The organism is Streptomyces sp. NPDC017448, from assembly GCF_044330565.1.
GTDB lineage: Bacteria > Actinomycetota > Actinomycetes > Streptomycetales > Streptomycetaceae > Streptomyces.
In genome coordinates this window covers 161,720-174,731 of the sequence record NZ_JBIRLM010000016.1, presented here as the reverse complement: position 1 = coordinate 174,731, position 13,012 = coordinate 161,720, and the positions used below count along the sequence as shown (strand labels likewise).

At 74.2% G+C, this 13,012-nt stretch carries 6 protein-coding genes and 2 pseudogenes; 4 read left to right on the top strand and 4 right to left on the bottom strand.

The window, feature by feature from the left end:
- Positions 1-92: 92 nt before the first annotated feature.
- The 3 genes and pseudogenes from ACH4K1_RS24600 to ACH4K1_RS24590 form a co-directional block, all read right to left on the bottom strand.
- Positions 93-710, bottom strand: a complete 618-nt coding sequence (locus ACH4K1_RS24600; protein WP_398091528.1) for a dihydrofolate reductase family protein — start codon at positions 708-710, stop codon at positions 93-95.
- Entirely contained in the window at positions 707-1,240 is a 534-nt protein-coding gene (locus ACH4K1_RS24595) for a hypothetical protein (protein ID WP_398091552.1), read from the bottom strand. Before ACH4K1_RS24595 ends, ACH4K1_RS24600 begins: the two co-directional genes overlap by 4 nt.
- Before the next feature lie 2 nt (positions 1,241-1,242).
- Positions 1,243-1,824 (bottom strand): annotated as a pseudogene (locus ACH4K1_RS24590) (transposase family protein); the annotation flags it as partial.
- A gap of 127 nt (positions 1,825-1,951) precedes the next feature.
- Here ACH4K1_RS24590 and ACH4K1_RS24585 point away from each other — a divergent pair.
- Positions 1,952-2,116, top strand: a pseudogene (locus tag ACH4K1_RS24585) (IS5/IS1182 family transposase); the annotation flags it as partial.
- 326 nt (positions 2,117-2,442) lie between these two features.
- Here the strand turns inward: ACH4K1_RS24585 and ACH4K1_RS24580 are convergent.
- Positions 2,443-3,624 (bottom strand): M20 family metallopeptidase, encoded by a 1,182-nt coding sequence (locus tag ACH4K1_RS24580; protein WP_398091526.1) that lies wholly within the window; start codon positions 3,622-3,624, stop codon positions 2,443-2,445.
- A gap of 137 nt (positions 3,625-3,761) precedes the next feature.
- Between ACH4K1_RS24580 and ACH4K1_RS24575 the strand changes: the two genes are divergently transcribed.
- Genes ACH4K1_RS24575 through ACH4K1_RS24565 form a run of 3 tightly spaced genes read left to right on the top strand, consistent with a single transcriptional unit; the run spans position 3,762 to position 12,885 of the window.
- Positions 3,762-11,213 carry an amino acid adenylation domain-containing protein gene (locus ACH4K1_RS24575; RefSeq protein WP_398091524.1) on the top strand — a complete coding sequence of 2,484 codons (7,452 nt, stop codon included), beginning with the start codon at positions 3,762-3,764 and terminating at the stop codon, positions 11,211-11,213.
- 5 nt (positions 11,214-11,218) lie between these two features.
- Positions 11,219-11,422 (top strand): MbtH family NRPS accessory protein, encoded by a 204-nt coding sequence (locus ACH4K1_RS24570; RefSeq protein WP_398091522.1) that lies wholly within the window; start codon positions 11,219-11,221, stop codon positions 11,420-11,422.
- The gene (locus ACH4K1_RS24565) at positions 11,419-12,885 is read left to right on the top strand and encodes a DHA2 family efflux MFS transporter permease subunit (RefSeq protein ID WP_398091520.1); all 1,467 of its coding nucleotides are present in this window, start codon (positions 11,419-11,421) and stop codon (positions 12,883-12,885) included. The genes ACH4K1_RS24570 and ACH4K1_RS24565 overlap by 4 nt, the downstream gene beginning before the upstream one ends.
- Positions 12,886-13,012 lie beyond the last annotated feature (127 nt).

Below are 13,012 nucleotides of genomic sequence, written 5' to 3'. Positions count from 1 at the left end.
GCCCGGTGAACGTTTCCACCCACAACGCCTCAGCCCGCAACACCCCACCCATACAGAAGAAATACCCGCCCCACAGCCTTCTGCAACACGCTTTAGGACGATGTGATCCGGTACGTGAGGTGAGTGACCTGGAGGGAGTCGACCACCCGTACGGGTTCGAGGCCGAGGCCAGGTGAGACGCCGTCGAAGAGCCGGACGCCCGAGCCGAGCACGAGAGGCGCAAGGTGGATCTGGAGTTCGTCCAGCAGCCCGGCGTTGATGAACTGTCGTACGGTGTCTGCACCGCCGGAGATCTGGACGTCTTTGTCCCCTGCTGCCTTGCGGGCCCGGTCCAGTGCGCTGTCGATCCCTTCGGTCACGAAGGTGAAGGTGGTGCCGCCCTGCCGTGCCCAGGGCTCCCGCGGGGTGTGGGTGAGGACGAAGACGGGGGCGCGGAAGGGCGGCGGGTCGGGCCAGCCGGCCTCTCCTTCGGCGAACATCTGCCGCCCCATGATGTAGGCGCCGGCGCGGGAGAAGTTCTCCCGGACGATGTCGTCGTCCGGGTTGGTCTGCCCTCCGTCGATGCTCTGGCGCTCCCGCCAGCTCTCAACGCCGAAGACCCATTCGTGGATGCGCATTCCGCCGTCACCGAGCGGGTTGTCGGGACGGGAATCGGGGCCGGCGATGAAGCCGTCCAGGGACATGCCCAGACTGGCGAAGACCTTACTCATGCCTGCTCCTCGGTGATGAAGAAGCCGGTCAGGACGGGGGCAAGGATCTCTGGGCCGATGTTGTGCTCCTGGCCGGGGAAGACGTGCAGGGTGAAGTTGCCGGCCAGTGCGGCGAGTTCCCGCGCGCCGGTGAGCATGTGCGGGGCGCCCGCGTCCCCGCTGCCGATGAGGACGGGCACAGTCACAGACCGCCAGCGGTCGGCGCGCAGCGGCCGACCGGACATGGTGTCACCCATGACCTGGCCGTCATAGGGCAGAGTGCGGGCGGTGGCTTCCATACCTGCCCAGAAGGGGGCCTGCCGCATCCCGGCGATGACCTCGGCGGGCATGCCCACGGCTGCGCTCATGAAGTAGGCCACGGCGTCGCCGTACGCCCCCTGCTTCACGAGGTCCGTCAGGTGGGCAACGTAGTCGGCGGGCAGCGGCGGGCGGCTGGAGTCGGTGATGAAGGGCGGCTCGTACAGGGCCAGTCTGGAGACGGCGCTGCCCCGGGCGGCGGCCTCCAGCGCCAGTACGGCGCCGGAGGACATGCCGAAGACCATCGGAAGGGGACTCGAATGTGCCGACCGGCGCCTTGGTAGGCCTTGTCCGCCCAGCACTTCAGGCCCACGGCGGCGAGCGCATCGACGATGCCATGGCTTCGGGCCGCGGTCAGGCCGTGAGTGGCTCCGGGCAGGGCTGGCGACGCCCGGAGCAGTCGGCCGAACGGGTCGGTGAGGACCTGGACATTCATGCCGTGCCGCTTGTGTTTTACCCAGTAGTAGGGGGCGTCGGCGGCGATCCGGTCGATCGGCAACAGCGTGCCGTCCAGGGTCACGAACGCTTTCGTCCGGGCCGCCTCCATCGCCGTGGCCGGGGTCGGTGCGCGAGCGGCCAGAACTTCGATGGCCTCGCGTATGTACCGGTAGACGGTCGCGATGCCGATTCCGAAGCCGGCGGCAAGCTGGGCGTAGGTGTCGCCGCACCGCAGGTGGGCCAGGGCGAGCAGGGCCTGACGGCCGGCGGGCAGGCGTCGCCACCGCGTACCGATCTCCCGTTGCCGAACTGCGAGCTGCTCGGTCAGGTGCCGCAGGGCACTGCTGGACAGATCGATGGACGACGGGTAGACAAGCACGCGAAGCTCCTGGCGGCACGGTTGATCTTGGTCGAGAACCCGTCTACCAGGAGCTTCGTCGTTCCGTACAGCCCACACCGACCAACACCACAACCCCGCCGTCAGGTTGGAAAGGGCTCAGTGGGAACGCGACCGCCACGGGCACTCCCCTGACCGCATCACCGTCGAACACGCCCTCGCCGACCACAAACGCTGGAAGCAACCGACGCGCTGGACCCATCGCCGCGACCGCCTGGCCGGCACCTACCGCGCCATCGCCGGCCTCGTCTCCGACCGCACCGCTCACGCCTGAGCCAGCGTCCTCCAACGGACCAACACGCCTCACCCGCTATCACGCACCAACTCGTTACTCCACTGGATCAGGTCCCGGTCGTCCGCCTTGTTGGTCGAGCAGGAGGTGATGGATCCGGCGGAGCGGCAGTAACCGTCCGCTTCGCCACCTGGGACCGGATCACCGGCGTCACCGGCCGACCCACCACAGCCTGACCCCAGACCCGGACCACAAGCCCACCACGCCCCCACGCGCCGTCAGGCACCAACATGCCCGATAACGTGACAGCGCCCCCGGTCCGGGCCGCACGGCCGCGGTCGTGTACGGGGCCCGGCCCCGGCGCCGTCTCAGCCCCTGGCCGCGGCGAAGTCCGCCGCCGTCCACGCCATCCCCACCGCCCCGTCCAGCAGAGCCCGTTCGGCCGCCGGGGAGAGCGCCGCCTCGGCGAACGCGGCTTCGTGCGGGCCGCAGACCCCTGCGCTGATGTCGAGCACCGGATGGATGGACGGCACCGCGTGCGAGACGTTGCCCATGTCGGTGCAGGCGAACGGGGGGCGCTCGACCGGTTCGGCGCGGCCGAGTTCCCGCGCGTTGGCCGTCCAGAGCCGGATCAGCTCCGGGTCGCCGCGGAAGTCGAGGTAGTCGGGTTCGGGGCGTTCCAGGGCCACTTCGCAGCCGGTGGCGAGCGCCCCGGCGCGGAAGCAGTCCTCGACCCGCTGCCGCAGCTCCCGCAGGTCCTCGGCGGCCAGCGCCCGTATCTCGTACGTGGCGGTGGCCCGGTCGGGTATCGCGTTGGGCGCGGTGCCGGCGGCCGTGGTGATGCCGTGCACCCGCCACTGCGGCGGGAGTTGCTGGCGCAGCAGGCCGAGGGCGACCTGGGCGACGGTCAACGCGTCGGCGGCGTTGCGCCCCTCGTGCGGATTGAGGCTGGGGTGCGCGGCGCGTCCGGTGTAGACGACGTCCAGGGTGCCGAGCGCGAAGGAGCGGAAGTCGGCCATCTCGAAGGGGCAGGGGTGCACCATCATCGCGGCGTCCACCCCGTCGAACGCCCCGGCGTCCAGCAACAGCGCCTTGCCCGCGCCCCGTTCCTCGGCGGGGGTGCCGATGACCCGTACGGTCAGGCCGAGTTCGTCCGCGAAAGGGGCGAGGCCGAGGGCCGCGCCGACCCCGGCGGCGGCGATGAGGTTGTGCCCGCAGGCGTGTCCGAGGCCTGGCAGGGCGTCGTACTCGCAGGCGATGGCGACGGTGACGGGCCCGGAACCGGCCGTGGCGCGGAACGCCGTGTCCAGCCCGTGGGCGGGGGCGGTGACCTCGAAGCCGTGCGCGGCGAGGAGTCCGGCGCAGCGCGCGGCGGCCCGGTACTCCTCGAAGGCGGTCTCGGGCTCGGCGTGCAGACGTCGGCTCAGCTCCAGCAGGGCGGGAGCGTGGCCCTCGACCGCCTCCCGCACGGCGGCCCTGAGCGTACGGAACCTGTCGCCGACCGCCTCGTCGGGCCCCCTCCCGGGGTGTGGGACTGCGGGGACGGTCATGGGTGCTCCTTGCCTCCGGGACCGCTCGGGGGCGGTCGCCTGCACTGACGAAAGTAGGTTAACTTAGCCTTACCTAAGTGTGCGCCGTGAGCTCGACAGCCCGGTGTCCGTTGTCCTTCAGGGGAGTCGTCACACACATGCATGAGCGTCCGAACCGCCCGACCAGCTCTTCGGCAGCAGACCTCGACGGCGCGCCTTCCCCGGGGCTCCCCCTCCTCACCGCCCAGTCGGGCATCTACTACGCGCACCAGCTCGCCCCGCAGGGCGCCGAGCTGAACACGGCGGACTGCGTGGAGATCGACGGCCCGCTGGACGCGGACCTGTTCACGGCGGCGCTGGAGCGGACGGTGGCCGAAGCGGAGACGCTCGCCGTGCGCGTGTGCGAGGCGGACGGCGTACCGGTGCAGCGGGTCGCCCCCTCCGCCGGACCCGTGGTGCACCGGCTGGAGTTGACCGAGGACGAAGCCGGGGCGTGGATGCGGGAGGACCTGGCCCGGCCGGTGGACCTGGCCGCCGACGGCGCCCTGATGACGCAGGCGCTGATCCGGATCGGTGAGGGGCGCCACCTCTGGTACCAGCGCGTGCACCACATAGCCGTGGACGCCTATGCCCTCTCCCTCATCGGGCAGCGCGTGGCGGAGCTGTACCGGGCACTGGTCGCCGGAGAGCCGCTGCCCCCGGGCCGCTTCGCCCCGCTCGGCGAGCTGGTCGAGCAGGAGGCCGCGTACCTGGCGGGCGAGGAGTACGCGGCGGACCGGGCGTTCTGGGCCGCGCGCATGGCGGGCTCCTCCGTCGCCGTGCCCCGCCGCTCCCCCGCCCCCTCGGACGCACCGGACGACGGACCGGCCCACCGGTCCACCGACCTGCCCGCCGAAACCCTGGACCGGCTGTCCTCGGCGGCGCGGAGGGCGAAGGCGACCTGGGCCGAGCTGGTGGTCGCCGCGACCGCCGGCCACCTGCACCGGCTCAGCGGCGCCGACGACGTGGTGCTGGGGCTGCCGCTGACCAACCGGCGGGGGCCCGCGGCCCTGCGGACCCCCGCCATGACCGTGAACGTGCTGCCGCTGCGGATCGCCGTGCGCCCTGCGGACACCGCGGCCGAACTGCTGCGCCGGGTGGTGCTGGAGATCCGCGAGGTCCGCCGCCACCAGCGCTATCCGCAGGCCGACCTGCGCCGCGATCTGGCCCTGGAGTCGGCGGAGACCCCGCTCACCGGCCCCCTGGTCAACGTCAAGCCGTTCGACGGCGCGCTGGACTTCGCCGGGGCCACCGGCACCGTGCGCAACCTCGCGGCCGGCCCCGTGGAAGGGCTCGCCCTCGGTGCGGCCCCCGGCCCGGACGGCGGCCTGCGGCTGACGCTGGACGCTGATCCCGCCGCGTACGGGCCGGCGGATCTCGCCGCCCACGAGTCCACCTGGCTGCGCTATCTGGACGGCCTCGCCGAGCTGCTGCTGACCGACCCGGAGCGGCCGATCGGCACCCTGGACCTCCTCACCGAGAAGCAGATGCGGGACGCCGCCTCCACCCGTTCGGAGCCCGCCGCCGCGCTCACCCTGCCCCGCTCCTTCACCGCGCAGGCGGCCCGGACGCCGGACGCCGTCGCCGTACGCTCCACGGTGGCGGGCACGTTCCGGGGGGCGGCCTCCGGGGCGGACGCCGCGGCCGGCCCGCGTACGGACGCGTCGCCGGGTGCGGACGAGGGCGCCGCCCCGCCCGGGGCCCGGCTCACCTTCGCCGAACTGGACGCCGCCTCCGACCGTCTGGCCCACCTGCTGGCCGGGTTCGGCGCGCCCGGTCGTCCGGGCGCCGCCGAAGAAACCGGCGGCGCGGGCGGCACGGTGGCGCTGGCGCTGCCCCGGACCGCCGACATGGTCGTGGCGCTGCTGGCCGTGCTCAAGGCGGGCCGTGTCTGCCAGCCGCTCGACCTCGGCCACCCCGACGCCCGCACCCTGGCCGTCCTGGAGGACGCGCGGCCGGTGTGCGTGATCGGCACGGCGGCGACGCTTGCCGAGCTGCCCGACCACGGGCTGCCGGTCGTCAGCCTCGACGACCCCGTCACGACCGCGGCGCTGGCCGCCTGCCCCGAGGGGCCGCCGCCGAGCGGTCCCGCCCTGGCGGACCCCGCCTACCTCATCCACACCTCCGGCTCCACGGGCCGCCCCAAGGGCGTCCTCGTCGGCCACGCCTCGCTCGCCAACCTCTGCGCGGGACACGGCGCGGACCACATCGCACCGGCCGTCGCCCGGACCGGCCGGGAACGCCTCCGGGTCGCGCACAGCGCCTCGTTCGCCTTCGACGCCTCCTGGGATCCGCTGCTGTGGATGGTCCACGGCCACGAGCTGCACCTGCTGGACGACGCCGCCTACCGGGATCCGGCCGCACTGGCCGCGTACGTCGACGCCCACCGGGTGGACTACCTCGACGTCACCCCCTCCTACGCCGAAGCGCTCATCGCCGAGGGCCTGCTGGACGAGGGCCGCCACCACCCGGCCCATCTGGTGGTCGGCGGCGAGGCCGTCCCCCCGAGCCTGTGGGAGCGGCTGACGGCGGCCGAGGCCGTGCACCCGGTCAACCTCTACGGGCCGACCGAGACGACGGTCGACGCCTACTACTGGACGCCCGGCGCCTCGCCCGCCGAGCCGGACGGCCGCCCCGTGCGCGGCTCGCGCGTCTACGTCCTGGACTCCTCCCTGCGGCCCGTGCCCGCCGGAGCCACGGGTGAGCTGTACGTCGCGGGGGCCTGCCTGGCCCTCGGCTACCTGGGCCGCCCCGACCTGACGGCCGAGCGGTTCGTCGCGGACCCCTTCGGCGCACAGCACGGGGACGCCGGGGGCCGGATGTACCGCACCGGCGACCTGGTGCGCCGACGCGAGGACCACACCCTGGAATTCCTCGGACGCAGCGACGACCAGGTCAAGATCCGGGGCTTCCGCATCGAACTCGGGGAGATCCAGGCCTGGCTGGCCGCCCACCCCCGGGTCGCGGCGGCCGCCGTCATCGCCCGCGACACCGGCCGCGGCAAGCGGCTGCTGGCCTACGCGGTCCCGGTGCGGGCCAGGAGCACGGGGTCCGGAGGAACGGTCCCCGCCCCGGACGCGCCCGGCGCCGACCCCGCGCCGCCCACCCCCGCAGCGCTCCGCGACCACCTGGCCGCGGCCCTGCCCGAGCACATGGTCCCCGCCACCGTGACGCTCCTGGACGCGCTGCCCCGTACCGCCAACGACAAGCTCGACCACCGCGCCCTGCCCGACCCCGAGCCGCTCTCCCCCACCGCTTCCGGTCCGGGGGACGGGGACGGCGGGCCGCACACCGAGATCGTGCGCGGGCTCTTCGCCGACGTGCTCGGTCTCGCCGAACCGCCGACCGCCGACGCGGGCTTCCTCGACCTCGGCGGGCACTCGCTGCTCGCCGCCCGGCTGGCCGCCCGTCTCCGGGAGCACTTCGGGGCGGCGATGAGCATCGCGGACGTCTTCCGCCACACCACGCCCGGCGCCCTGGCCGCGCTGGTCCGCACCCGAGGTGGCGCGGCCCCCGCCGCCGTCCCGCTCTCCCCCGTCCCGCGCACCGGCCCCCTCCCCCTCTCCCCGGCCCAGCAGCGGCTCTGGTTCCTCCACCGCCTCGAAGGCCCCAGCCCCACCTACAACATCCCGCTCGTCCTGAGCGTCACCGGCCCGCTCGACCGTGACGCGCTCCAACTCGCCCTGCACGACCTGGCGGAGCGCCACGAGACCCTGCGCACGGTGTACCCGCCCACGGACGGCGCCCCCGCGGGCGCCGAGGGCGAAACCGGCGGCAGCACGCCCGACGACCTCCCCCACCAGCGCATACTCCCCGCCGACGCCCCGGCCGCCCGCCCGGTGCTGCACCTGGCGGAGCCCGGCGGCGACCTCGCCGAGGCCGTGCGGTACTGCTTCGACCTCGCCACCGAACCGCCGCTGCGCACGGTCCTGTTCAGCGAGTCCCCCCACCACCACACCGTCCTCCTGCTGCTGCACCACATCGCGGGCGACGGGGCCTCCACCACCCCCCTGACCCGGGACCTGGCCACCGCCTACGCCGCCCGCGCCGAGGGCCGCGTACCGGAGTTCGCGCCGCTGACCGGCCAGTACGTGGACCACGCCGCCCGGCTCCGGTCGCTCCTGGGCACCCCGGCCGAGCCGACCCCGCTCGCCGAGGCCCAGCTCGCCCACTGGCGGCAGGCGCTCGCCGGGCTGCCGGACCAGCTGGAACTGCCCACCGACCGGCCCCGCCCGCCGGTCGCCACCTCGGCGGGCGACACCGTGCCCTTCAGCGTGGACGCCACGACGCACGAGGCGCTGCGCCGACTCGCGCGGGCCCACGGGGCGACCGTGTTCATGACCGTGCAGGCCGGGCTCGCAGCCCTGCTGACCCGGCACGGCTGCGGCGCCGACATCCCCCTCGGCACCCCCGTGGCGGGCCGCGACGACGACGCCGCGGCCGGGCTCGTCGGCTTCTTCACCAACACCGTGGTGCTGCGCACCGACACCTCCGGCGACCCCGCCTTCGGTGAGCTGCTGGACCGGGTGCGCACCACCACGCTCGCCGCCTACGAGCACGACGCGCTGCCCTTCGACCACCTGGTCGAGGCGCTCAACCCGCCGCGCTCGCTGGCCCGCCACCCGCTGTTCCAGACGATGCTGGCCTGGCAGTCGATCGCGGACGAGCCCGTCGCCCTGGGCCCGGACACCACCGCACGGCTGACCGCCGTACCGTCCGGCACCGCCAAGTTCGATCTGACCCTCAACGCGGGCGAGCTGCCCGGCGGCGGGATCGGCGGCTTCCTGGAGTTCCGTACCGATCTCTTCGACCGCCCGACCGCCCAGGCCCTGGCGGACCGGCTGGCCCGGCTGCTCACCGCGGCGGCCGAACGGCCCGGGACGCCCATCGGCCTGCTCCCGGTCCTCGGGGACGAGGAGGTCCACCGCGCCCTGGTCGGGGCGAACGGCGTCCTCGACGAACGTCCGGCGCCGCTCACCCTGCCCGAGGTCTACGGCCCCGCCGCGCGCCGCCACCCGGAACGGACGGCGGTGAGCTGCGGGGACGAGTCGCTGACGTACGCCGAACTGACCTCGCGGGCCCAGTCGTTGGCCCGGCTGCTGGCGGCCAGGGGCATCGGCCCCGGTTCGATCGTGGCGCTCGCGCTGCCGCGCTCCCCGGAGCTGGTGGCCGGGCTGCTCGCGGTGTCCCTGGCGGGGGCCGCGTACCTCCCGATGGACCCGGACTACCCGGCGGACCGGCTCGCGTACATGCTGGAGGACGCCCGTCCGGCGGCGCTGATCACCCATACGGCGACGGCGGGGCGGCTGCCCGCGCACGACCTGCCGCTGATCACGGTGGACGAGGCGGCCGCCTACCCGGACGGCCCCCTGGACCAGGCGGACCGCACCCGGCCGCTGACCCCGCAGGATCCGGCGTACGTCATCTACACCTCGGGATCCACCGGCCGCCCGAAGGGCGTCGTGGTCACCCAGCACAACGTGACGCGGCTGCTGACGGCGACCGAGCACTGGTTCTCGTTCGGGCCGGACGACGTATGGACGCTGTTCCACTCCTACGCGTTCGACTTCTCGGTGTGGGAGCTGTGGGGTGCGCTGCTGTACGGCGGCCGGGTCGTCGTCGTCCCGCACGCGACCAGCCGTGACCCGCACGCCTTCCTGCGGCTGCTGGCGGACGAGAAGGTGACCGTCCTCAACCAGACGCCGTCCGCCTTCTACCAGTTGGCCGCCGCCGACCGGGAGGCGCCGGGGCGTGAACTGGCGCTGCGGTACGTGGTGTTCGGCGGGGAGGCGCTGGAGCTGGGACGGCTCGCGGACTGGTACACGCGTCACCGCGAGAACGCGCCGACCCTGGTCAACATGTACGGCATCACGGAGACCACGGTCCACGTCTCGTATCTGGCGCTGGACCGGGCGACGGCGGCCTCCGCGGTCTCCAGCACCATCGGCGTCAACATCCCGGACCTGCGGGTCTACGTCCTCGACGACCGGTTGCAGCCGGTGCCGCCGGGGGTGACCGGGGAGATGTACGTCGCGGGCGAAGGGGTGGCCCTCGGCTACCTGGGCCGCCCGGAGCTGACGGCGGGGCGCTTCGTGGCCGACCCGTTCGCGCATCTCTTCGGGGAGAGCGGGAGCCGGATGTACCGCTCGGGCGACCTGGCCCGGCGGCGTGCGGACGGGGTCCTGGAGTACTTCGGGCGGGGCGACCAGCAGGTGAAGATCCGCGGGTTCCGTATCGAACTCGGCGAGATCGAGGCGGTGTTGGCGGCCCGTCCGGAGGTCGCGGACGTGGCGGTCGTGGTGCGCGAGGACAGGCCGGGCGACAAGCGGCTGGTCGGCTACGTCGTCCCGCCGCCCGGCGCCGAGCCGGCCCCGGCCGCCCTGCGCGAGCACGCCGCCGCCACGCTGCCGGCGCACATGGTGCCCTCGGCGGTGGTGGTGCTGGACCGGCTGCCGCTGACCGGCAACGGCAAGCTGGACCGCAAGGCGCTGCCCGCGCCGGGTGCCCCGGCGACCGCCGGAGGCCGCGCGCCGCGCACGGTCCGCGAGGAGCGGCTCTGCTCGGTCTTCGCGGAGGTGCTGGGGCTGCCGTCCGTCGGGGTGGAGGACAACTTCTTCGACCTGGGCGGCCATTCGCTGCTCGCGGTGCGCCTGGCCGGGCGGATCAGGTCGGCGTTCGGGATCGAGGTGTCGATCGGCACGGTGTTCCAGGCGCCGACGCCCGCAGCCCTGGACGCGGCGCTGGACGTCTCCCGCGAGGAGGACCCGCTCGACGTGCTGCTGCCGTTGCGGCCCGCCCGCGCCGGCGACCGCGCCCCGGTCCACTGCGTGCACCCGGCAGGCGGTCTGAGCTGGTGCTACGCGGGGCTCATCCGGAATCTTCCCGCCGATGTGCCGATCTACGGGCTCCAGGCCCAGGGCGTCGGGGAGGCGACGGCGGACGAGCCGCTGCCCGCCACGCTGGAGGAGCTGGCCGCGCACTACGCGTCCCGGATCCGCGAGGTCCAGCCGGAGGGGCCGTACCGGCTGCTGGGCTGGTCGACCGGCGGCATCATCGCGCACGCGATCGCGGCCGTGCTCCAGGAGGCGGGCCAGGAGGTCGAGTTGCTGGCCATCCTCGACGCCTACCCCGCCGAGGGGTTCCGGGACCTGCCGGTGCCCGACCGGGCGGAGGCGCTGGAATCGCTGCTCACCATGGGCGGTTACGGCCCCGACAGCCTCGGGGACAAGGAGCTGGACACGGCCAACGTGGTGGAGGTGCTGCGCCGGGAGGGCTCCCCGCTCGCCGCGCTCTCCGCGGCGAAGATCGAGGCGCTCGGCGAGGTGTACCTCAACACCAACGAGCTCGTACGGGCTTACGACCACCGGGTGTTCCAGGGCGACGTGCTGTTCTTCCGGGCCACGGTGGACACCATCGACGACACCCTGACGCCCGAAACCTGGACCCCGTACGTGAGCGGGCGCATCGACAACACGAACGTCGCCTGCTCGCACAAGGACATGACCCTGCCGGAGCCGATCGCGCACATCGCGCGCGTGGTCGCCGACCGGCTGACCGAGCTGGAGAAGTGACACCGATGAGCGACGCATTCCCCAACCCCTTCGACGCGGACGGGGAGTTCCTGGTGCTGACCGACGCGGAGGGCCGGGATTCGCTGTGGCCGCTGTTCGCCGCGGTGCCCGAGGGCTGGTCCACCGCGCACGGCCCGGTCGTCCGGCAGGAGGCGCTGGACTGGATCTCCGCGCACTGGTCCGGCCCCGTCGCCGCCCCCGCGCGGTGAGCGGGCTGCTGATCCGGCCCCGGATACGCCCCCGGGTCGCGGTCGTCCTCGTCTACACGGCCGCGATGTGCATGAACGGCCTGGACTCGACGATCGTGAACCCGGCGCTCTACACGATCGCGGGCGACTTCGGCCGTCCGCCGGCGGCGGCCAACACCGTGGAGACGGCCTTCCTGGTCGCGCTCGCGGTGGGGCTGCCGGTGGCGGGATGGCTGGGCGACCGGTTCGGGACGAAGCGGGTCTTCCTCGGCGCGCTGGCCGCGTTCACGCTCGCCTCGGCGGTCTGCGGTCTGGCCCCCGATCTCACCACGCTCGTGGTCGCACGGGCCGTACAGGGGCTGGCGGGCGGGCTGTTGACGCCGGTCGGGATGACGCTGCTGTTCCGGGCGTTCCCGCCGCACGAGCGGATGAAGCTGGCGAAGGTGCTGATCGTGCCGACGGCGCTGATGCCGGCGCTGGGTCCGCCGCTGGGCGGGCTGCTGACCGAACACCTCTCCTGGCACTGGCTGTTCTTCGTGAACGTGCCGATCGGGGCGGCAGCGGTGCTGCTGGGCGCCCTGGGTCTGCGGGAGCATGTGGAGGGCCCCGAGGGGAAGTTCGACACGGTGGGCTTCTGGCTCGCCACACCGGCGCTGGGGTTGCTGACGTACGCGCTCGGTTTCGGCCCCTCGCAGGGCTGGACCCGGCCCGCCGTCGCGCTCAGCGCGGTGCTGGGGTCCGTCCTGCTGGTGGCCGCGGTCCTGCACCAGGTGCGGGCGGGGACGCCGCTGCTGAGGCTGCGGCTGCTCGCCGACCGGGGCTACGGGCCGGCCTCGGCGCTGGCCGGAGTGACCGCGGCCGGGCTGATGGGCGTGCTGTTCGTCTTCCCGCTGCTCTACCAGGCGAGCCTGGGGGCGTCGGCGCTGGACGCCGGGCTGAGCGTCTTCCCGGAGGCGGTCGGGCTGATGCTGGCCTCGCAGGTGGTGGACCGGCTGCTGCCACGGCTCGGCCCCCGGCTGCTCACCGTGCCGGCGCTGCTGGTCGCCTCGGGGGTCTTCGGGGTGCTCGCCGTACCGGGGGTGGCGGAGAACGCGTGGAGCGTGCGCGCGCTGATGTTCCTGATCGGACTGGTACTGGGGACGGCGGTGCTGACCGTGCAGATCTCCGGGTTCGAGTCGATCGGTCCCGCCGACATGGGGCAGGCGATGGGGCTGTTCCAGATCGTCCGCACCCTGGGCGGCGCGCTCGGGATCGCCGCCTGCGCGGCGGTGATCGGGGGCGGTCACGCGACGAGGACCGTGGACCCGGACCCGTACCGTACGGCGGTCTGGGTGACGGCGGGGCTCGTCGCGGTCGGGGCGGTGATCGCGCTGCGGCTGCCGCGCGAGGCTCCGCAGCCGCCGCCGTTCGACGAGGGCGAGGAGCCGACGGCGCCGCCGGGCGGTGGCCCGGCGGGGCACGAGGCGCCTGTCGTCCAGGGCTGAGGGGGGCGGGAGGGGGGCGGGGGGGGTCGGGGCCGCGCGGGGGGGGGCCGCAGCCCCCACCCCCCCGCCCCCGCGCGCCCCGGCCCCCCCCCCCCCGCCGGCCGGCCCGACGGCCGGCCCGACCGCA

What these genes read in the sequence shown, in the direction of transcription:
- ACH4K1_RS24600 (WP_398091528.1), bottom strand. Translation starts at nt 710, where the DNA reads ATGAGTAAGGTCTTCGCCAGTCTGGGCATGTCCCTGGACGGCTTCATC.
- ACH4K1_RS24595 (WP_398091552.1), bottom strand. Translation starts at nt 1,240, where the DNA reads ATGTCCTCCGGCGCCGTACTGGCGCTGGAGGCCGCCGCCCGGGGCAGC.
- ACH4K1_RS24580 (WP_398091526.1), bottom strand. Translation starts at nt 3,624, where the DNA reads ATGACCGTCCCCGCAGTCCCACACCCCGGGAGGGGGCCCGACGAGGCG.
- ACH4K1_RS24575 (WP_398091524.1), top strand. Translation starts at nt 3,762, where the DNA reads ATGCATGAGCGTCCGAACCGCCCGACCAGCTCTTCGGCAGCAGACCTC.
- ACH4K1_RS24570 (WP_398091522.1), top strand. Translation starts at nt 11,219, where the DNA reads ATGAGCGACGCATTCCCCAACCCCTTCGACGCGGACGGGGAGTTCCTG.